Source organism: Streptomyces fructofermentans (assembly GCF_014651055.1).
In the GTDB taxonomy this organism is placed as follows: Bacteria; Actinomycetota; Actinomycetes; order Streptomycetales; family Streptomycetaceae; genus Streptomyces; species Streptomyces fructofermentans.
Genome location: NZ_BMWD01000007.1, coordinates 43782 through 64841, shown reverse-complemented (window position 1 = coordinate 64841; position 21060 = coordinate 43782). Strand labels below are relative to the sequence as shown.

The window sequence follows — 21060 nt, the reverse complement described above, 5'->3', positions numbered from 1 at the left end:
CGAGTTGTTGAGAATTCGCCAAGTACCCTTCTGCACATGAGGAGTTGAGCCCTCCGAGGCACTAGCATTCGCCGTATGACCGGGTGGAGACCAGCACTGTCCGCGGCATCCTGCGCGCTGCTTCTGGCGGGGTGCACCGGCGGTACGGACGACGGACCGGCGACCGGGACCGAGAGGCCGCCGTCGAAGCGGGCGGGTGAGGGCGGCGGGCCGGCTCCGAGCGGCTCGCCCTCGGCCTCCGCGCCGGGCGTCGGGGAGCCCTACACGCTCGCCGAGGACCGGGCGCCGCGGACGCGGGCCGAAGCCGTCGCGTTCGTGCGCGAACTGCCCGTACGGCCCGACCACTTCGGCGCCGGCTACCGCAAGCGCGTCCCGTACGAGACCGATCCCGGGGGCTGGGCGGTGCTGGACGAGGACTGCGTCTGGCAGCGCGAGCCGCTGCCGAAGTCCGTGCTGGCAAGCCTCACCCGGCGCCTCGTGCTGCCCGCGTCGGACGGCAGGGGCGCGGTGCGCGTCTCCGTGACGGTGACCGTGCACGCCTCGGCGACCGAGGCCCGCCGCGACATGGCCGTGTCGCTGGAGGAGGCGCTGCGCTGCCCCGACCAGCGCCTGAGCGCCACGGAGCGGGTGCGCGGACTGACCTCCCGGGCCGACCCGTACACGGAACAGCGGTCCGTCGTGTCCGAGGACGACCTGATCGAGCTCGGGGAGTACCTCGTCGACGGGTCGAAGAAGGCCCGCACCTTCAACTGGTTCAAGGAGCGCGTCGGGCCGGTCACCGTCGCCGCGACCGCGCGCCTCGGTGGAGGCCGCAGTGAGGCGGAGGAGAACGACGTGACGCTCGACGTGGCCAAGGGGGTCAGCTTCGTCTCCGCGGAGGTCGACCGCAGCGGCGAGTCCGACGCCGACGCGGAAGGGAAGGACCAGGCGGAGGGGAACGAGCCGACGGAACAGGGGAATCGGGCCGGCCGCACCGACAGCACGGGCCGCACCGCCCTTTCGACCGGGACTGCCGGGACCGCTGGTACCGGTGGCGCCGGCGGGACCACAGGAGCCTCCTTCGCCCCGGCCTCCGGGCCCCCTGGCGCCAGCGCCGCCGCCCGTCCGACGGGGGCAGGGCGATGAGCGAGCCGCTGGAGTCCTCGGACCCGTCCCGGATCGCGGGCTTCCGTCTGCTGCGACGGCTCGGCGCCGGAGGCATGGGTGTCGTCTACCTGGGACGCTCGGACTCCGGAGGTCTCGCGGCCGTCAAGGTGATCCGGGCCGAGAGCGCGGCGGAGGAGGGCTTCCGGGCCCGTTTCGCCCGCGAGGCGGAACTGGCGCGCCGCGTCGACGGCCCCTGGGTGGTGCCCGTCCTGGACTCGGACGCCGAGGCGCGCGAACCGTGGCTGGCCACCTCGTTCGTCCCCGGACCCTCGATCGCCGAGGCGGTGGCCGCGCACGGCGCGCTGCCCGCGCGTGCCGTCCGTGTCCTCGGCGGGCTGCTGGCCGCCGCGCTGGAGAGCGTGCACGAGGCCGGGCTCGTCCATCGGGACGTCAAGCCGGGCAACGTACTCCTGGCCCTGGACGGGCCGCGCCTGATCGACTTCGGGATCGCCCGGGACGCCGACGACACGGCTCTCACCGCGTCGGGGCTGGTGGTCGGCACGCCCGGCTTCCTCGCCCCGGAGCAGGCCCGGGGCGAACCGGCGTCGTCCGCGAGCGACGTCTTCGCGCTCGGCTGCGTCCTCGCCCACGCGCTCACCGGCCGCCCGCCCTTCGGAACCGGCGCCCCGGACGCGCTGCTGTACCGCACGGTGCACGACGAGCCCGCTCTCGACGCGGTGGACGACGACCTGCGGCCCGTGGTGGCCCGCTGTCTGGCCAAGGATCCCGCGGCGCGGCCCACCACCGGGGAGGTCAGGGACCTGCTGGCCGAGGACGTGCCCGGGTCCGCCGCGGACTGGCTGCCCGACCCCGTCGCGCGCATGATCGCCGCACGTTCCGCGGAGAGCCTCGCCCTGCCCGACATCGAGCCGACCGCCGTGAGCGGGCCCGCCGCCGAGGACGACACGGGACCGCGCCCGGGGAGGCGCCGGCTGCTGCTGGCCGGCGGGGCGCTGCTGCTGGCCGCCGGCGGCACCGGAGCCGCCGTCTGGGCGAGGGGCGACGGCGGGAAGGACGACGCGGGCGGCGAACGCCCCGTCCACGTCCTGGGGGTGCACACCACGCGCACCGGGGACGACGCCCGGTTCGGCCGGGTCTGCGAGCGCGCGGCCGCCCTCGCCATCGCCGAGCACAACGCCGACCGGCGCCGCGCCTACGACCTGAAGGTCCGGGTCGTCGACGACCGGGGCGAGGCCGAGGCGGCCCGCGAGGCGGCCCGGAGCCTCACCGCCGACCGGGACGTGGTCGCCGTACTCGGTCCGGTCGGCGAGATCCCGATGCGGACGGCCTCGGTCGTGTACGGGGAGGCCGGGCTGACCCACGTGTCCAGCACCACGGGGCAGAACGACTACTTCGTGCTGTCGCCGAAGTCCTCGTTCCAGACGGCCTCCCCCCACCTGGCCCTGGGCGGCTACATAGGGCTGCACGCCCAGGTCACCAAGAGGCTGGGCCGTATCGGCGTCGTCATCGACCGGGCGGGGAGGACACCGGTCCAGGACCAGGGCAGTCTGCTGGTCGCCCAGTGGCGCGACACCCTCGGCGGCGAGGTCGTACCCCGTGTCGTCGCGGAGGGCACCGACGACGGCCGGGCCGCGGTGCGCTCCCTGCTCGCCGACGGCGTCGACTCCTTCGCCTACCTGGGCCCGTTGGACGCGACGGTCCGCGCGGCCCGCGACCTGGCCGAGGCCGGCTTCACCGGACCGCGCTGGATGTCGCATCAGCTGTACGGCTCGGACTTCCCGCGCCGGGCGGGCGCCGCGGGCGAGGGGTGGTACGCGGTGACGGCCGCCGTCGACGCCGCCGCGATGGACACGAAGCCGGCCAAGGACTTCACGCGCGCGTGGCGCGACCGGTACGGCACGGCCCCGGAGCCCTACGCCGCCGAGGCCTACGACACCGTGCGCATGCTCCTTGCGGAGTTCGCCCGCACGGTCCCGGCGGGGGCGCGCGGGCGACCGGCCCGGGGCGCGCTCGCGACTCGCCTGGCCAAGGCCGAGTACAAGGGCATCGGCCGGACCTACGCCTTCGGCCAGTACCACGGTTACGACGCGTCCTCCCGCGGCTGGGCCGACGCCACGTACGTGCACGAGGTCCGCGACGGGCGGTTCCGGCAACTCGGCACGCTCAGCGGACTGGAGCGTGCCGGGCGGGGCGAGCAGGGCGGGGACTGACCGACGTGGAACGGCTACGGCCCGCCGATCCGTCCCTGATCGGCGGCCACCGTCTCGCCGGGCGGCTCGGCGAGGGCGGCATGGGCGTCGTCTACCTGGCCCGCTCGCCGCACGGCGCCTGGTGCGCGCTGAAGGTGATCCGCGCCGAGTACGCGGCCGACCCCGGCTTCCGCGCCCGTTTCCACCGCGAGGCGGACCTCGCCGCACGCCTCACGGGGCGGTGGACCGTGCCGGTCGTCGCGGCCGACGCCGAGGCCCGCTCGCCCTGGCTCGCGACGGCGTACGTTCCCGGACCCTCGCTCGCCGAGGCCGTCGAACTGCACGGCCCCTGGCCGCCGGACCGGATCGGATCGCTGACCGCGGCCCTGGCCGAGGCGCTGGACGAGGTGCACACGGCCGGGCTCGTCCACCGGGACGTCAAGCCCGCCAACGTCCTCCTGGCCGCCGACGGGCCGCGCCTGATCGACTTCGGGATCGCCCGGGCGGTCGGGGCGACCGCGCTCACCGCGGACGGGTCCGTCGTGGGCTCGCCCGGCTACCTCTCGCCCGAGCAGGCCCGCGGACACAGTGTGGGCCCGCCGTCCGACGTCTTCTCCCTCGGCTGCGTCCTCGCCCATGTGGCCCTGGGCCGGCCGGTGTTCGGGCGGGGCGGCGCCGCGGGGGTGCTGTACAGGACCGTGCACGAGGAGCCGGACCTGACCGGGCTGCCGGACAACCTCGCCGGAATCGTGCGGCGTTGTCTGGCCAAGGACCCGCGTGAGCGCCCGACGGTCCGTGAACTGCGTTCCGAATTCGGTGCGTTCGACGCGGACGGATGGCTTCCCGAAGGGCTCCCCGCCCTGGTCGCCGCCCGTGCGGGGCGCGTTCTCGACCTGCCGGTGCCCGAACCCACCGTCGTCGCCGTACCCTCCGCCGAGCCCGTGCGGGACGCGTCACCCGGGCCCGCCCGGCGCCGACTGCTCTCCGCGGGGGCGGCGCTCGGCGTCTCCGCGGCCGGCGCGGGCGGCTGGTGGCTGTGGGGACGGCCCGACACCTCCGCGCGGGCGGAGTCCGCACGGCGGCCCCGGCATGTGGTCGCCCTGCTCGGGGACGAGAAGGACGCCGCCTTCACCGCCCAGGAACGCGGCGCGCGCCTCGCCGTCACGCGGCACAACCGTGACGCCCGGCGGACCGTCGACCTCGTCCTGCGGGTCGCCCACGACCGGGGCACGGCCGCCGGAGCCGCCGGGGCGGCGGAGCGGCTGGCCGCCGACCCCGACGTGTCCGTACTGATCGCCGCCGGCCCCAGCCGGACCGCCCCTGCCGCCATGTCCCCTTGCGACGAGGGCCGGTTGACCCTGTTGATCACCCGTGCCGACAGCGCGGCCGTCGACAACGTCAACACGACCACCACGCTGGTCCTGCGCCCCACCCTCACCCTCGGGCCGATCGCCGGAATCCGCTATCTGAACCGGGTCGCGAAGCCCGAGCGCACCGTGGTCGTGCACGACCTCGCCGACGCGGTGGAGAGCCTGCAGACCGTGCGCATCACCACGGTCCACGGCCATCTCGACGGTGGCACCGTCGTCGAGGAGGTCGCGTCCGACGGGGACTTCGCGCAGCTCGCCCGGCGCGTCGGCGCGCGGCCCGAGGACGCGGTCTTGTTCGGGGGCGTCACGCCCTCCCGCGCCGCCGCCTGCGCCCGCGCCCTGCGGGAAGCGGGGCACCGGGGCCCGCGGGTCGCCGGTGAACACGTGCTGGGCGGACGGTTCCTGACCGACGGCACGGACTGGATGGTCGGCACCGGACACACCGACCCGAACGCCGACTCCCGTACCAGGGCATTCGCCGCGGCCCACCGCGCCCGGTACGGCGATGCCCCGGGGTTCTGGTCCGCCGAGGCGTACGACGCCGTACGGTACGCGGCCCAGGGCCTGTCCGCCGCGGGCGACGACGGCCGGTCCACCCTCCGCTCCGAGTTGCTGCGCCGCCCCTGGCGTGGCATCACCCGCCGGTTCAGCTACGAGCCGACCTCGCAGTTCCTCCAGACCAACGAGGACGGCGGCACGTTCCTGTTCCGGATGGAACGGGGGGCGCCACGCTTCGTCGCCCGCACCGACGACATCCCCGCCGGGATGTGACGCGGGCGCAACCGTCCGCCCCGGCGGGACGGCGGAGGTCGGGCGGAAGCCGTGGATGTCCGGAGGGGACGGGACACGGCGGGTCGCCGACCGGCGGCAGCCGCCCTCACTACGGTGGAGTCCACGACTGAGAACCGGTCGAACAGCCGCAAACCGCACCCTTCGTACTGTGAGGCGTTCCGTCATGAGCCTGAGCATCCGCAACCGACTCCCCGGCACTGTCACCGCCGTCACCGGCGGCACCGCGATGGCGACCGTCGGGGTCCGCCTCGACGGCGGCCAGGTCGTCACCGCGGCGATCACACGGGAGTCGGTCGAGGAACTCGGCCTGGCCGTGGGCACTCCGGTGCGCGCACTGGTCAAGTCCACGGAGGTCTCGCTCGCCACCGCCGCGGTCGAGGGCGTGTCGATCCGCAACCAGCTCCCCGGAACGGTCGCGGACGTCACCGCGGGTGCCGCGATGGCGTCCGTCAAAGTCACCGTCGCCGGGGGCGAGTTGACGGCGGCGATCACCGCCGACGCCGTCAGCGACCTCGCACTGGCCGCCGGTACCCCCGTCGTGGCGCTGATCAAGTCGACCGAGATCGCCCTCGCGACCGTGTGACGGCACCGCCGGGGCCGCACGCGCCCTCGGAACGACGGGACGGCCGGGTACGACTGCGGGCTGCGGGCTGCGGGCTGCGGGCTGCGGGCTGCGGGCTGCGGGCTGCGGGACCGTGACTCCCGCAGCCCGCGTGTCTACAGACCGACGTCCCGTCGGTTCATGTCGTCCAGTGACTCACGCCGTACGAGGACGCGCGCGCCGCCGTCCGCGACCGCGACGACGGGTGGACGGCCGACCAGGTTGTAGCCGGAGGCCATGGACAGGTGGTAGGCGCCGGAGGCCGGGACGGCGAGGAGGTCTCCGGGTCGTACGTCCCCCGGCAGGGCCACCCCGTCCGCGATGATGTCGCCCGCCTCGCAGTGCCGTCCGACCACGGTGACCCGGCGGGGCGCCGCCGTCGCGGGCCGGCCGATGAGCCGGGGCGCGTACCGCACGCCGTACAGCGCGGGCCTGGGGTTGTCGCTCATGCCGCCGTCCACGGCGACGAACGTGCGCCCCGCGGTCTCCTTGACGGCCAGCACCCGGTAGACGGCGACCCCGGCGGGTCCGACGATCGCGCGGCCCGGTTCGAGGGTCAGCCGGGGCACGGGCAGACCCGCCCGGGGGCAGCCCTCCGCCAGTTCGGCGCGGACCCTGACGGCCAGCACGCCCGGATCGAGGCTGCGTTCACCGGGACGGCAGGCGATGGCGTGCCCTCCCCCGATGTTCAACTCGGGGAGCACGATGCCGTGCTGGTCCCGGATGCGGGCCATCAGGCCCACCGTGCGACGCACCGCGGCCACGTACGGCTTCACGGAGTCGATCTGCGAGCCTATGTGGCAGTGCAGGCCCACGAGTTCGAGGTGCGGTTGGTCCAGCAGCCGGGCCACCGCGTGCTGTGCGGAACCGTCCGTGATCGACAGGCCGAACTTCTGGTCGTCGGTGCCCGTGCGCACTTTGAGGTGCCCGCCTGCCGCGATGCCCGGCACGACCCGGACCATGACCCGTTGCCTGGCGTCCGTCGGAGCGAGGGCGGCCAGCCGCGCGATCTCCGAAGCACTGTCGACGACGACCCTTCCGACCCGCAGGCGCAGCGCGGTACTCAGGTCCTCGGGGCTCTTGGCGTTGCCGTGCAGCACGATCCTCTCGGGAGGGAAGCCGGTGGTCACGGCGAGGGCCAGTTCACCGGCGGAGCAGACGTCGAGGCCGAGTCCCTCCTCCCGCACCCAGTGCGCGACGGCACGGCACAGGAACGCCTTGGCCGCGTAGACGATGTCGGCCTCGGGGAACGCGTCGCGATAGGCCCGGCAGCGGTCGCGGACCTCCTGCTCGTCGAGCACGTACACCGGGGTGCCGAAGCGGTCGGCGGCCTCGGCGAGGGAGACTCCGCCGACGGTGACGTCACCGTCCGGCTCCGGCCGGGCGGACCGGGGCCACACCGACAGGTCCTGCTCGGCGGGGAGTTGGGCCGGACGCCGGGCATCCGGGGAGGGGACGCGCGGCGCGGCCGGAGGGAACGCGGGCGCGGGGGAAAGGGTCATGGCGATGTCTCCTCAGCCGATCGTCGGGTTCGGGTGCGCGACCGCGGCGGCGGTACCGGGAGCTCCGGGGGCCACCGCCGCTTCCGGGCTCGCGGGGACACCGGCGGTTCGCGTACGGGGCTCGTGCCCTGTGTCCGCGGCACTTCGCGCAGGGGGCTCGTGCTCGACGCCCGCGGCGGTGCGTGCACGAGGCTCGTGACCGGTGTCCGTGCCGGTGCGGCCGTCGGCGGCCGGGTGGGCGCCGCGTGCGTCGGCGGCGGCCGGGCAGGCTCTGCGTGCGTCGTCGGCGGCCGGGTGGGCGCCGCGTGCGTCGGCGGGGGCGACGCGACCGCTCCCCCGCAGGCGGGCCGGAGGGGCGGAGAAGCGCGGGTCGACGATCAGGGAGCGCACACCCAGCGGTCCGGCGAGGGCGCGCAGCGCGGGTTCGGACAGCCGAACGCTCTCCTGGTACGCGCCCAGGGTCCCGGCGAGCCCGGCGGGCGAGGTGAATCCGACGGCGGTGCGGTCCCCGAGCGGGGTCCGGAAGAAGCGGACCGTACGCCCGCCGGCCGGACCCGTCCTGACCGGGACGTGGAGAAGCCCGACCGGAAGTGACTCGGCGGCACCGGGGGCGGAGGGCTCCGGACCCGAGGGGCCGTGCTCAGGGGGATCGGCGTCGGAGGGATCGGCGCCGGCGGGGGCGGGATAGGGATCGGGAGGTTCCGGTTCGTCCTCGGAACCATGGGTCGCAGACATCAGGTCGCTCCTGGTGGTCGAAGGAGGTGGCCCCGCCGGTTCGGCAGGGCGCTCCCCGACGCTATGCCCGCCGCCGCCGGAGCCGGCCGCCCGCTGACGGTTGCTTGACGCGGAGGCCGGGAGCCATGACGCCGCCCTGACGCCGGGTGGGCACCTGGACTGCCGGACCCGGGATGCCTCGCCCGCCGGTCCCGGGGCCCGCGGCGTCATGAGGCGGTGCCGGGGCACACTTCAGCCCCCGCCCTCCGTGAGTTCCCGCGCGTCGAGCGGCAGCCCCAGGCGGATCCGGCGGCGGACCTCGGCGAGTTCGCCGCGCAGGGGCGAGGGCGGTACCGCCAGCACCGGGCAGGCGGCGTGCGCGAGGCAGTAGCGGGCGACCGACGGGAACAGGGCGCGCCGCAGACTCGAACCGCACGCCGTACCGACGACCAGGATGTCGTCGGGACGGTCGGCGGTCTCCACCAGCGCCCTCCCCGGAGTGCCCCGCACGATGAGGCCCTGCCAGGACACCCCCGGCCCCGCGGTTCCGAAGGCCGTCCCGAGGGTGCTGAGCAGTCGCAGGGCCGCGTACTTGCGCAACTCGGCGTCTGCGAGCGGGAACAGCGCACCGCGGTGGGCGAGTTCACCGCCCGGCGGTTCCCAGGCGAGTACGGCGATCAACTCGGCATCCGTGTCGCGGGCCTCCAGCGCGGCCCGGCGCAGAGCCGCCAGACTCCCCGGCGACCCGCTCACTCCGGCGATGACCCGCCGCTCGCCCATGTCCATCGGTGACTCACTCCTCGCGGTCCGTCCGCGCCCAGGCACGGGCACGGGCGGCCAGCGAAGCGCACGGGGCAGGACCGGCACCGTCCCCTTGACGCACCGCTTGCGCCGCGGGGACGGATCATTGCGCCGCCCTGACACCGGCACGGGCACGGCCTGTGGGTCCGCCAGGGGCAGCCACCCGCACGTACCGCATGGCGGACCCGCCTCAGCGGAACTCGTGGACCACCTGGATCTCGCCGACGATGTGGGCGTTGAAGTCGTCGAGGTCCTCGGCCGGAACCCAGAGCTCCAGGATCGTCCGCCCGCCGGCCTGCTGGACGGGATAGCGGCTCAGGAACTCCGACTCCACCTCGAAACGGGTGACGAAACCGGCGCCGTCGTAAGGTCGGCCCGGGGCGCCCTGCCAGCGTTGCCGCTGGTGGGTTTCCCCGGACCGCCTTCCGAACCCGGCGTGCCCGTCTCCGAGCACCGGGCTCTCCACAAGTCCCGTTCGGGCATTCTGTGATCTCATGCAGTCACCGTCCACGGTGTAGGGATGCTGTATCCACGGAACCGGTATCGGGTAGTAGACATCCGACCCGGCTGGAACAGCTTTCCGCTCTCCGTGACGGGCTCCCATCCGCCGTCGCAATAAACTCGGCGGAATCCACTCAGCCGCATTCCTTTGTGTTTACGGCACGCCCAGATGAACACCCTCTTCCACGTGTAGTGGTTGAGGTACTGGAACGTCACCTTGGACACTCCGGGGCGGAAGTAGTTACACCACCCGAAGAGCGCCGGGTTGAGCTGGTGCAACAGGGCGGTGAAGGGAAGGTTCGTACTGCTCCGGCAGATCTTCTTCACCTTCTCCTTGACGGCGTTGAGCGCCTTCTTGGAGGGGTAGTTGTAGACATACCGCCTGTCCGTGCCCCGCTTGAGATGGCGCTGGATGTGCCATCCGAGGAAGTCAAACCCTTCATCGATGTGCGTGATGAACGTCTTCTCCTCCGACAGGGTGAGCCCCATCGGTGCGAGCACCGAGGCGACCTCATCGCGCACGGCCCCCGCGTCGTCGCGGGTGCCCCACACAAGAATCAGGAAGTCGTCCGCATACCGGACGAGCCGGTAGTTTCCGAGTCCCTGGCGCCTGCGCTTTCTGCGCGCGTAGGAGGTCGAGTTCGGCCCACCGTCCATACTGGCCACGTACTCGTCCAGCACGGAGAGGGCGATGTTCGCCAACAACGGTGAAAGGATTCCTCCTTGCGGGGTGCCGGTGTGGGTTTCCCGTGCCTGGCCGTCCTTGGAAAGGATGCCTGACTTGAGGAATGCCTTCACCAGGTCCAGGACGCGCCTGTCCTTGATCCTGCCCCGCACTCGGCCCATCAGGGCCGGGTGCGAGATCTCGTCAAAGCATGCCTTGATGTCGCCCTCTACCACCCACTCATAATTCTTGGATGTCATCAGGCGAGTCTCGGCGATTGCGTCGTGGGCCCGGCGATTGGGGCGGAACCCGTAGGAACACGGGAGGAAATCCGCCTCGAAGATCGGCTCCAGCACCAGCTTCAAAGAAGCCTGAACCACCCGGTCCGCCACGGTAGGGATGCCCAGGCGGCGCTGCTTTCCGCCCGCCTTGGGGATCATCCTTTCCCGCACCGGAACCGGCCGGAACGTCAGCTCTCTGAGTTGAGAGCGCAGTTTGTCGAGGAACCCCTCGACGCCCTGTCCGGCCTCGATGGAGCGGACCGTCTTTCCGTCCACTCCGGCCGTGCGCGCCCCCTTGTTTCCTCGTACCCGATACCACGCCACCAAAAGGAAGGCAGGATCAGCCACGAGGTTGAACAGGTCGTCGAACCTGCGATGTTGATCGTCGTTTGCCCAACAGTGCAGCTTGGCCTGGATCTCCAGTACCCGGCGTTCGGCCTTGGTGACCGCCCATTCCAGTTCGTCGGTATTCACCGTCGTCCTCCTGGCATTCCAGCATCCTTACTGCTGACTTGCTGGCCCCCTTCGCCATGCACGTGCCTCTCGCACGCTCGGACTACTACGGGGCCTCCGTCCCACACTGCGGCCGTCAGTCGGCAACGGACCTTCCCGCCATCCGGGATGGATGCCCGGAGCAGAGGGTAGCCGCAGGTGGTTCCCACGTTCACCACATAACCGATTGGCCAGTTAGGCGTCCGGCTATACCCCGGCAGCATCGCCGTACCTACGCCGCAGACATTCGGCACGGCCTCCTCGCCGATAAACACAGTCGGCTTCAGAGTTGCCCCCTCCGAAAACAAAGAGGTGGCACGCACTGCATCACGGCCCATATCCACCAGATTTGAGCCGCTGGAACTGTTACGGGGCTTCGAATGCCGGTTCACTCTCGTTACACCTTCTGACCTCGCTTGCCCGACCCGCACCATCTGGTAGTTCTGGCGCGTCCGGGCTTTGTCAGGACTGCTCCTGCCCTTGCCGGCGTTCCCCGGTTCGGACTGTCCTCAGCTTCTTCCGGTCGGCTGCGACCGCCGGAAGGCGGGGGTCTTACACCCCCACTCGGTTATGCAGCGCCTCGTGGCGCACGTGCTTCACGTTCCAGTCCCGGGCGATCCTGATCGCGTAGTCCTCGTTCATGACCGGGTAGAAGATCGGCTGCTCGGGCAGGCGGGGCGGCCAGGCACGCCAGTTCGACTCCCTCACCAGATCGAGCTCCTTGGGGCCGGTCGGGCGCCACAGGGTCGTCGTTGTCTGCCGGCTGGTCATCCGCATGGCTCTCTCCGCGTGGCCCGCTGGTACGGCGGGCCGGGAGCCCGGACGATACCGGCACCGCGGACTCGCAGGCCACGCGGTTTCCCCGCCCCGGAGACCCGGTGACCAGCGGGGCAGAGGTGCGAGTGAAGTTCCGTCCGCGGCTGCCGCACCACGGTGGAGCGGTGGTGGCGGACTCGAGGAGTTGCCCGCGGACCTTGATCGCTGCGGAGCCCGCTGATTGGCTGGCCGGTATGACCGATCTCGGAGACGTCGCCTGGCCACCAGACCCGATCAGAACCGGGCGGCTCGTGCTCCGTGAGCCCGAGCCCCGGGATCGTGCGGCGTTCATCGAATTGCTCGCCTCGCCCGAGGTGCACACCTATCTGGGCGGTCCCCGACCGCGTGACGAACTCGAGCGCGGGCTGTCCGCCGCGCCCGAGCGGTGGCCCGGGAGCTTCGCCGTCGATCTCGACGGGTCGATGATCGGCCAAGTCCTGCTCAGACGAGCAACCGGGCACAGCCGCCCGGTTGCCGTGGGGAAGCTCGATCTCGGCTACCTGTTCATGCCCCGGGCGTGGGGATCCGGGTACGCCGCCGAAGCGTGCGCGGCGGCACTCGGCTGGCTCTTCGGCGCGCTTCCCGGCGAGCCGGTGGTGCTCACCACCCAGAGCGCCAACGTCCGCTCGATGCGCCTCGCGGCGAGGCTGGGCTTCTCCGAGGTGGAGCGGTTCGAGGCCTGGGGGGCCGAGCAGTGGCTCGGCATGCGGTCCCCGCTCACCCGGGCGCGGACTTCGTGATCGACCGCGGTTCGGGTCGCCCGCGAGTACGCGGCGGTGGTGCGCCAATATCGAGATCTGCGTCGATCCCGGCCACCAGGTCCTCGGCGAGAGCCGGAACACGGCGAGTGGCCCACCGTTCGGTGAGTGGCGGAAGGCCGCGCAGCAACTCCTGCACGGTACACAGGTGCCCAGGGAGGTCATTGCACACTGTTCGGCCCCACGGACGATGTGTTCTTGTGTCCGCCACCGGCAGGCACATCACACCCCGATGAAGCTCACGGTCTCCGTCATGTCGGCCCGCCCGGTGCGCAGTCGGGGCGTGTCTTCCGCCTCGAATCCCACCGAGACACCGCAGAACAGTGTCAGCCCTTCATCGGCTCCCACTGTCTCGCTGACGGTCCTGCGGAACATCGTCCACATCACCTGGGGGCAGCTGTGCAGCCCTTCCGCCCTCAGCAGCAGCATGACCGTCTGCAGGTACATCCCCGCGTCGGCCCACTGCCCTGGCCCCATCGTCCGGTCGAGGTAGCAGAACAGTACGACCGGCGCCCCGAACGCCCCGGAGTTGAGGGCGGCGATCCTCGTGGGCCGGTGCGGGTCGTCCCGGTCGATTCCCAGGGCCTCGTAGCGCTGGGCCGCCGCGGCGGAGAAGCGCTCCCGATACGGCGGGCCCAGTTCGGCCGGGTACATCGGATACTCCCGCCGGTCACCCGGGTCTCCCGCCAGGGCTCTGGCCGTGGCACGGCCCTTCAGCCCGGCCAAGGGCTCACCGGTCACGACGTACACACGCCACGGCTGGAGGTTCCCGCTCGACGGAGCGCGCGTCGCCGCTGTCAGCACCCGTTCGAGCACGCTTCTGGGGACCGGCCGGTCACTGAACGCCCGCACGGCCCGGCGACTGTCCACGGCTTCGTACACGTCCATGTCTCTTCGTCCTCCCACTCCACGCACGGCGCGCGGCGAGGACACGAGGAAGGTCGTGGCCCCGGGAGTGCGGGCCGGGCGGAGCACTGATGGTGCCAGAACCGGCCTGTCTCCCAGTCCGTCCCGTTCGTTCCGCTGCGACGGACCGGGTGGCCCCCCTTGACCGTCAGTTGTCACCGAGCCCTCCGGACCGACGGCCGACCGGCTCATGCCGTCAGCCCAACGGACGCAGCCGATCCAGTTCGCTCGCGATCCCGTTCCTCAGCACGTCGTGCTGCGGCCCCAGCACGGACCCCTCGTCACTCCACCGGTCGGCCGGGTACAGCCACACGGGCCTGCCCACCAGCCCGGCCGGCTCCCACTCGAACCGTGGCCAGACGTGGGCGTGCAGGAACGGGTCGGTGTTCCCCAGGATCTCCAGGTTCACCCGGCGGAACGCGGGGTCCGCGCGTCGGCAGGCACGCTCAACGGCTTCTCCCAGCCGGTCCATGTCGGACAGGAACGACAGCCGCCTCGCCCTCGGCAGATCGGACAGCCGCTGAACACCTGGTTCGTCCACGAGGAGGACCGAGTAGCCCGGCAGGAACTGAACGTCGCCGATCACCGCGAACCCCGACTCCAGGCGCCGCAGCACGGTCGGGTTCTCACCTCGGAGAGCACTGCCGATCCGGTCCGTCCTCCAGTCACCCGCCACGACACCAACCTACGGCGGACCGGACCCCACCGGAGGCATCCCGGTCGACGAGGCCGCGGCGCCGACCGCGAGCACCGGTCCCGGACGCGACGACGACAACCCGAATGCGTGAAGCAGTCCCCCGCACGCCGCTCGGCCGGTGGCCTCGTCGGAGCGCTAGGCCGATCGGATCGCGGTGGCGCACTCGGAGCAGGCCCAGCTCTCCATGTCGGGCGGCACCCACTCCTGCGGTCCCGAGGGCTCGTAGTCCATCCGCTCCATGTCGTCCGTCGGCCGGCCGCAGAACGTCTGCTCTCCCGGAAGCGCGTGGGGGCCGGAATCGGTCGGTGCCGCATGCACCGCCTTGATACGCGACGCCGCATCGCCCTGGCCGGAGTCTTCGGAGAGTTCCTCGCGCAGCTCGCGCATCACAACGATCGCCATGAGGCCACTGTCGTTGCTCACAGCGACCGCCGCATCCCGGCTTCCGCCGAGTTCGCCCGCTGGACGGAACCACTTCGCCGACCAGGTCCCGGCCACCCGAGGGCCCGGCGGAAGCAGCACTGGGCGGCCACTCATGGTGCTGCTTCGCCGTGCACGAGCAGACCGGTCCCATGTCGGGCGGACGGGCTCGGCAGCGCGCTGGCCGGCAAGTGGGGTCGGGCAAGACATCCCCTCCCCGGGACGGCCTTGCCCCGTTGGACCCGTCCGCAGGACAAGGGGCGGCATCGACGGGAGGGAATCCGGCGAGCTGACGCGCGGGCATACGGCGACCGCCGCACCCCCGACAACCCTCCACACCGGTTGAGCGGACCAGAACGCATCGCAGGCCCCACCGATGACCGCCGGCGATCAGGCCGTCAGATGCTGACCGCCCCTCCTCGCGTCGTCGGGGCCGCAGAAGCGCATCGACCAGAATGCCCGCCCTGATGCATGATCGGACGATGCTGGTCGAGGTGGTGAACATCGCGAAACTCCCCGGGGGCCCACTGCTCGCTCGGGTGAGAACGCGCATCGGCGACACCTCGGTGCGCTGGTGCGGGGACCCGGCCGCCGAGCCGGGCGAGTACCACGTCGAGTGGACGGTCGACGATGACATCACGTGGGGACGGAACGCCGGGCCGGCAACCGCGCACGGGCACGGGATCCGCCGCAGCGGGCACCGCTCTGTCCTGCGGGGACGTCTGCGCCTGGAGGAAGACGGCGTCGGCCTGCTGGACCTGCACGACGTGACCGTCCTGCTGGATTTCGCCGAACCGCTGCCCGACGGCGTCGACGGCACATGGGTCGAGATCCTCGTCCGGTGCGACAGGATCGCTCTCTACCCCTACGAACTCTGACTGGAGATCAGGCCCGCGCGACCTCCCGCCGCAGCACGCGGGTCTCGTCGATCCGCCACCCGCCTCGTCGGCGCCCATGGCCTCTTCACGTAATCACCCGCCCACTCCCCGTGCCCGTCGGTACGATCACCGCACGTGAGCGGGGTCTCACGGAGCGAGGGGGGCGGGGATGGACGGGGACAACGTCGTTGTGCGCGTGCGTACTTGGCCATGGCGGCTCGCCGCGTCGGTCGGTGCGGCGGCCGTCGTGCTCGGCGGCTGCGGTTCCGGGGGCGACGGCAAGGCGGCCGCGCCGAGCCCCTCGGCACCTTCGAGGTCCGCGGCCGAGGCGTCCCCGTCCGCGCCGAGCGGTGACGCGTCGCCGCTGACGCCGTTCCGGCCGGACCCCGCCAAGGTGCCGACGACCAGGAGCCGGGCCGAGGCGCTCGCAACCGCCGTCGTGCTGAGACCGAGAGGGTGGGGGCCCGACTTCCGGGCGCAGCGGCCGGCCGCGAGCACCCCGGGCACCGTCGCGGTGCTGAACGAGCGGTGCCGGTGGGAGCGGCGGCCGCTCCCCCGGGGCGTGCTGGCCTCCGCGTCCCGCTACAACGAGATCCCCGCGGCCGACGGCAGGGGCGAACTCAAGGTGACCGCCTCGGTCACCGTGCACGCGACGGTGCGCGACGCCGACGAGCGGCTGGCCGCCACCCTGGAGGAGCCGTTGCGCTGCCGCCGGCAGCAGGTCCGTGCAGACGAGCGGATCACCGAGCTCATGTCGGTGGCCACTCCTTACGGCCAGGGCAACAACACCTTCGCCGACGACCAGGTGGTGGAGATGGGCAAGTACCTCACCGGGGGGAGCGAGCGGGCCTACCGCTGGTACGTCACACGGCTCGGCACGGTGACCCTGGCGGTGTCGGTGAAGGGCGCCAAGGGCTACTCGGACGACGAGTTGAACAAGTACACGTCGCACGCGAACGTCACGATGCTCAACCGCGTGCAGTCCGAGCTCGGAGGAGACAGCTGATGGAGCCCCTGCGTTCGTCGGATCCCGCGCGCATCGCTGACCATCGCCTGCTGGGGCGGCTCGGTGCCGGAGGCATGGGCGTGGTGTACCTGGCACGCACCCCGGGCGGCGCGCTGGTGGCGCTGAAGGTGCTGCTCTCCGAGTACGCCGAGGAGCCGGACTTCAGGGAGCGGTTCCGCCGCGAGGTCGAGGTCGCCCGGCGGGTCGACAGCCGCTGGGCGGTGGCGCTCGTGGACGCGGACCCGGAGGCCGGGGCGCCGTGGCTGGCGACGGCGTTCGTGCCCGGACCGTCGCTGGCCGAGGCCGTGTCCGCGTACGGGCCGCTGTCCGAGCGGGGTGTACGGCTGCTCGGCGCCCGGCTGGCCGAGGCGCTGGGCGAGGTGCACCGGGCCGGGCTGGTCCACCGGGACCTGAAGCCGGGCAATGTGCTGATCGCCCACGACGGTCCGCGGCTCATCGACTTCGGCATCGCCCGCGCTCCGGACGACCTGACGCTCACGGCGACCGGGATGGTCGTCGGCACACCCGGCTACCTGTCCCCCGAGCAGGCCGGTGGGCGGGACGGGGACGGCATCGGGCCGGCGAGCGACGTGTTCTCCCTCGGCTGCGTCCTGGCGTTCGCGGCGACGGGACGGGCACCGTTCGGCGGCGGAGAGGTCGACGCCCTGCTGTACCGGGCCGTCCACGACCCGGCGGACCTCGACGCGGTGCCGGCGGGGCTGCTCCAACTGCTGGACCGCTGCCTGGACAAGGATCCCGCCCGGCGGCCGGACGCCGCTGAGCTGGTGCGGGAACTGACGGCGGACGGTGGCGATCGGGACGGCGAGGAGCCTGAGGCCGCACCCCGCCACGGCGAGGTGTCCGACGCGGCCGCACCGCGGGACGACGAGGCGTCCGGGTGGCTTCCCGAGCCGGTGACTCGACTGATCGCCGAACGCTCGGCCGCCGCGCTCGCCCTGCCGGACATCGAGCACACGCTGGCGCCGTCCGACACGCCGTCCGCATCCGGCCCGGCGGAGCCCGACACACGTGAGACGTCCGGGGCGGCCGAGCCGCAGGACTCCCGGCCGCCCGGCCGGCGCCGTTTCCTGCTGCTGGCGGGCGGGGCCGTGGCGCTGGCGGCCGGCGGGGGCGGCGCCTGGTGGGCGGCGGCCCGCGACGGCGGCTCGGGGGGCGCGGGCGCAGGCGCGGCGTCCTCGCGCCGGCCGGTGCACACCGTCGCCCTGCACGGAGACCTCAGCGGCCCGCAGCGTCGGATCGGACGGGCCCAGGAGCGCGGACTGCGCGTCGCCGTCGCGGAGTTCAACGCCCGTCGGGACATCCCCTTCACCGTTAAGGTCAGGGCCGTCGACGACGGGGGCGACCCGGCGGCCTCGGCCCGTGTCGCGGCGCAACTCACCGACGATCCGGCGGTATTGGCCGTGGTCGGCCCGACCACCGACGACACCGGGCAGGCGGCGCTCGCGACGTACGACGCCGGACTGCTGCCGGTCGTCGGCGTGTCCCCCGGCACGACCGCCCTGTCCATCCAGGGGTTTCGCTCGTTCCTGCTCGCGCGGATGCCCGACGCGGTGCTGCCCATCTACGTGAGCAACTACCTGCGCGGCAGCGCGCGGACGAGCAAGGTCGGCATCGTCGTCGACCGCCCTGCCGGCAACTACGGCACGAATCTGGCCAGTTCCCTCAGCAACGTGCTCAACAGCGTCCAGTACCCCTCGGTGCCGGAAGTCGTCAGTGCCATGCGCCGCGACTTCGGCGGCGCGGTGGACTCGGTGCTCTCCGCCGGTGCCGACTCCGTGTTCTTCGCCGGCCTGCCCGACCGGGGCGCGCTCATCGCAACGACCCTGCGGGAACGCGCCTTCGAGGGCGTACGGATCTCCGGCCCCGCGCTGCTGGACGATCAGTTCCTGACGCTCGCCCAGGAGGGCGCCGAGGGCTGGGTGATGGTGGCCCCGGTAGTCGACGCGACCCGCAAACCCGAGGCACGGAAGTTCGCCGCCGCCTACCGCGAGCACTTCAAGGAGGCGCCGCCCGTGTACGCGGCGGAGGCCTACGACGTGACCGGGATGCTGCTCGACGCCCTGGCCGGGCTGCCGTCGAAGGGCCGCACCCGGCAGGGCCTGCTCACGGCCGTACGGACGGGGAAGTACGAGGGCATCACCAAGACGTTCGCCTTCGAGAAGAACGGGATGATGGTCCTCGACGGCACCGGCGGCTTCCTCTGGCGCGTGGATCAGGGGCGCTTCGTGTACGACGGCCCCGCGCCGCTGACCGTCTGATGGAGCCTCTGCGGGTCGGCGACCCTTCCCGTATCGGCCCCTACCGCCTGCTGCGGCGACTGGGCGCCGGCGGCATGGGCGTGGTCTTCCTGGCCCGGGCGCCCGGCGGGGCGATCGCCGCGGTGAAGACCGTACGGTCCTCGTACGCCGACGAGAGCGGCTTCCGGGCCCGGTTCCGGCGCGAGGTCGAGGCCGCCCGGCACGTCGACAGCCGCTGGGTGGTCCCGCTGCTGGACGCGGACGCCGAAGCCGGGACACCGTGGCTGGCGACCTCGTACGTACCGGGGCCCTCGCTCGGCGAGGCGGTGGACGCCTTCGGGCCGCTGTCGCTCGCCTCCGTGCGGGTGCTGGGCGTACGGCTCGCCGAGGCGCTCGAGGCGGTGCACGGGGCCGGCCTCGTGCACCGCGACGTGAAGCCGGGCAACGTCCTGCTGGCTCCGGACGGGCCCCGGCTCATCGACTTCGGCATCGCCCGCTCCTCGGAGGCCACCGCTCTCACCTCCAGTGGCGTGATCGTCGGTTCGCCCGGCTTCCTGTCGCCCGAGCAGGCGCGTGCGCGGGGCGGCGGGACCGGCCCGCCCAGCGACGTGTTCTCACTGGGGTGCGTGCTGGCGTTCGCCGCGACCGGGGTACGGCCGTTCGGCGGCGGCGCCGTGGCCGGGGTGCTGTTGCGCACGGTGTACGAGGAGCCCGATCCGGCGGCGCTCCCGGACGCGCTGGCAGACCTGCTCGGCGAGTGCCTGCGCAAGGATCCCGCCCGCCGCCCGAGCCCCGCCGTACTGCGCGCCCAGCTCGTGGAGACGGCGGCGGCAGCCGGCTCCGCCAGCGCCGAGACGGCGGCAGCCGGCCCCGCCGAACCCTCCGGATGGCTGCCGGCGCCGGTCACCCGGCTGATCAACGACAGGTCCGCGGCCGTGCTGTCCATCGGCGCGATCGAGCCGACCCGGGTGCCCGCGGACACGCCGTCCGCGCCGCCCCGCACGACGAGTGGGTCGAGGGCGGCGAACACGGTGTCGTCGGACGCCGCGACGACGGCAGCGGACTCCGTTCCCCGCGCACTCGCCCGACGCGGCTTCCTGCGCCTCGGCTCGACGGCGGGACTCCTCGCGGCGGGCGGCGGGGCCTGGTGGTGGAGCACCCGGACCGAGCCGGGAACACCGAAACCGCCGGGGACCGGTCGTCCGCGCCCCGAACTGGTCGTCGCGTTCCACGGCGATCTGACCGGCGCCGACAGGGCGATCGGGCGGTCCCAGCTCAACGGGGCCCGGCTGGCGGTCGAACAGTTCAACGCGCGGAAGGACCGGCCCTTCCGGTTGAGGCTGCGGGCGCACGACGACGGCGGCGACACCGGGCGCGCCCGCGAACTGGCCGCCCGGCTGGCCGAGGACGCGAAGGTGCTCGCCGTGCTCGGCCCCACGAGCGACGCCTGCTTCAGCGCCACGGAGAGGACGTACACCGAGGCGGTGATGCCCTTCGTGTCCGTCTCGGTGGGCACCAGTACGCAGAGTTCGACGTTCGGCATGAGCGTCTTCCACTGCCATGCGGCGCTGCGGGTCACGTACGAGCTGCTCGCCACCCCGTGCGTCCGCTACCTCGGCAACCACGTGGACGCCCGCCGTGTGCTCCTCGTGGACGACCGGGCGCAGAAGGACTTCTCCTGGGCCATCTGCGACCAGGCCGAGAAGGCGCTGCGGGGCAGCGGCCGGAAGGCCACCGTGACGCGGGTGGCCGCGGGGAGGATCGACTACGCGTCGCTCACCGCGGAAGTGCGGGCCACCCGCGCCGACGCGGTCGTGTTCACCGGGGACGCGCCCCGGGCCGCCGGCCTCGCGTCGGCCCTGAGCGCCGCGCGGTTCACCGGCACCCGGATGGCGACGGAACGCGCCCTCGACCCGCGGTTCCTCTCCACGGCGGGCGCCGCCGCGAAGGGCTGGGTCTTCGTCACCGGCTTCACCGACCCGACGGGCCGCGCCTCCGTCCGCGCGTTCACCACGGCCTACCGTGCCCGCTTCGGCACCGCCCCCGGCTGGTACGCGGCCGAGGCCCACGACGCCGTGATGTTCCTGGCCCGGGCCTGCGCCAAGGACGGCACCGCGTTGGCGGAACGGGGCGCGATCGCCCGCAGGATGCCCGAGGTCACGTACTCCGGCATCACCCGCACGCTCAAGTACGAGACCGGGTTCGGCTACAACCACGACGCGATGTTCGTGTTCCGGGCCACCGACGAAAGGTTCCGGTACCTGGGGCAGTACAAGGAGGACGCGGTGTCGTGACGCGGGGGGGGTG

Annotated in this window: 17 protein-coding genes and 1 pseudogene; 9 read left to right on the top strand and 9 right to left on the bottom strand. The window is 72.9% G+C overall.

The genetic code is table 11. The features are described 5' to 3' along the window. Positions 1–75 precede the first annotated feature (75 nt). From IE265_RS12065 to IE265_RS12050, 4 genes are all read left to right on the top strand, one after another. Positions 76–1125, top strand: a complete 1050-nt coding sequence (locus IE265_RS12065; protein ID WP_190035473.1) for a hypothetical protein — start codon at positions 76–78, stop codon at positions 1123–1125. Next, positions 1122–3317, top strand: a complete 2196-nt coding sequence (locus IE265_RS12060; RefSeq protein WP_190035472.1) for a bifunctional serine/threonine-protein kinase/ABC transporter substrate-binding protein — start codon at positions 1122–1124, stop codon at positions 3315–3317. The genes IE265_RS12065 and IE265_RS12060 overlap by 4 nt, the downstream gene beginning before the upstream one ends. A 5-nt stretch (positions 3318–3322) precedes the next feature. Next, entirely contained in the window at positions 3323–5437 is a 2115-nt protein-coding gene (locus IE265_RS12055; RefSeq protein WP_190035471.1) for a bifunctional serine/threonine-protein kinase/ABC transporter substrate-binding protein, read from the top strand. A gap of 184 nt (positions 5438–5621) precedes the next feature. Next, positions 5622–6041: a TOBE domain-containing protein gene (locus tag IE265_RS12050; protein WP_190035470.1), complete on the top strand. Its 420-nt coding sequence runs from the start codon at positions 5622–5624 to the stop codon at positions 6039–6041. 134 nt (positions 6042–6175) lie between these two features. On the opposite strand, the gene lysA is transcribed toward IE265_RS12050, so the two are convergent. From lysA to IE265_RS12020, 6 genes and pseudogenes are all read right to left on the bottom strand, one after another. Next, the gene (lysA, locus tag IE265_RS12045) at positions 6176–7561 is read right to left on the bottom strand and encodes a diaminopimelate decarboxylase (protein WP_190035469.1); all 1386 of its coding nucleotides are present in this window, start codon (positions 7559–7561) and stop codon (positions 6176–6178) included. 12 nt (positions 7562–7573) lie between these two features. After that, positions 7574–8296, bottom strand: a complete 723-nt coding sequence (locus tag IE265_RS38310; RefSeq protein WP_229916136.1) for an SAV_915 family protein — start codon at positions 8294–8296, stop codon at positions 7574–7576. Positions 8297–8527: 231 nt separating this feature from the next. Further along, positions 8528–9061 carry a universal stress protein gene (locus tag IE265_RS12035; RefSeq protein ID WP_190035468.1) on the bottom strand — a complete coding sequence of 178 codons (534 nt, stop codon included), beginning with the start codon at positions 9059–9061 and terminating at the stop codon, positions 8528–8530. A 205-nt stretch (positions 9062–9266) separates the two neighbouring features. After that, positions 9267–9410: a hypothetical protein gene (locus tag IE265_RS12030; RefSeq protein WP_190035721.1), complete on the bottom strand. Its 144-nt coding sequence runs from the start codon at positions 9408–9410 to the stop codon at positions 9267–9269. A gap of 158 nt (positions 9411–9568) precedes the next feature. Beyond that, positions 9569–10996, bottom strand: a complete 1428-nt coding sequence (ltrA, locus tag IE265_RS12025; RefSeq protein WP_190035467.1) for a group II intron reverse transcriptase/maturase — start codon at positions 10994–10996, stop codon at positions 9569–9571. A gap of 609 nt (positions 10997–11605) precedes the next feature. Next, positions 11606–11791 (bottom strand): annotated as a pseudogene (locus IE265_RS12020) (hypothetical protein); the annotation flags it as partial. A 233-nt stretch (positions 11792–12024) separates the two neighbouring features. On the opposite strand from IE265_RS12020, the gene IE265_RS12015 reads away from it, so the two are divergent. Then, positions 12025–12570, top strand: a complete 546-nt coding sequence (locus IE265_RS12015) for a GNAT family N-acetyltransferase (protein WP_190035466.1) — start codon at positions 12025–12027, stop codon at positions 12568–12570. 240 nt (positions 12571–12810) lie between these two features. Here IE265_RS12015 and IE265_RS12010 read toward each other — a convergent pair whose 3' ends face one another. The 3 genes from IE265_RS12010 to IE265_RS12000 form a co-directional block, all read right to left on the bottom strand. Continuing rightward, on the bottom strand, positions 12811–13476 hold the full coding sequence (locus IE265_RS12010) for a nitroreductase (RefSeq protein WP_190035465.1): 666 nt from the start codon (positions 13474–13476) through the stop codon (positions 12811–12813). A gap of 214 nt (positions 13477–13690) precedes the next feature. Further along, positions 13691–14170, bottom strand: a complete 480-nt coding sequence (locus tag IE265_RS12005; RefSeq protein WP_190035464.1) for an HIT family protein — start codon at positions 14168–14170, stop codon at positions 13691–13693. 156 nt (positions 14171–14326) lie between these two features. Next, positions 14327–14593: a hypothetical protein gene (locus tag IE265_RS12000; RefSeq protein WP_190035463.1), complete on the bottom strand. Its 267-nt coding sequence runs from the start codon at positions 14591–14593 to the stop codon at positions 14327–14329. A gap of 485 nt (positions 14594–15078) precedes the next feature. Between IE265_RS12000 and IE265_RS11995 the strand changes: the two genes are divergently transcribed. The 4 genes from IE265_RS11995 to IE265_RS11980 all read left to right on the top strand — a co-directional run bounded on the left by IE265_RS11995 (position 15079) and on the right by IE265_RS11980 (position 21047). Next, positions 15079–15489 (top strand): hypothetical protein, encoded by a 411-nt coding sequence (locus tag IE265_RS11995; protein ID WP_190035462.1) that lies wholly within the window; start codon positions 15079–15081, stop codon positions 15487–15489. A gap of 196 nt (positions 15490–15685) precedes the next feature. Continuing rightward, positions 15686–16495 carry a hypothetical protein gene (locus IE265_RS11990; protein ID WP_229916135.1) on the top strand — a complete coding sequence of 270 codons (810 nt, stop codon included), beginning with the start codon at positions 15686–15688 and terminating at the stop codon, positions 16493–16495. Next, entirely contained in the window at positions 16495–18774 is a 2280-nt protein-coding gene (locus IE265_RS11985; protein WP_190035460.1) for a bifunctional serine/threonine-protein kinase/ABC transporter substrate-binding protein, read from the top strand. Before IE265_RS11990 ends, IE265_RS11985 begins: the two co-directional genes overlap by 1 nt. Next, the gene (locus tag IE265_RS11980; protein ID WP_190035459.1) at positions 18774–21047 is read left to right on the top strand and encodes a bifunctional serine/threonine-protein kinase/ABC transporter substrate-binding protein; all 2274 of its coding nucleotides are present in this window, start codon (positions 18774–18776) and stop codon (positions 21045–21047) included. Before IE265_RS11985 ends, IE265_RS11980 begins: the two co-directional genes overlap by 1 nt. Positions 21048–21060: the final 13 nt, after the last annotated feature.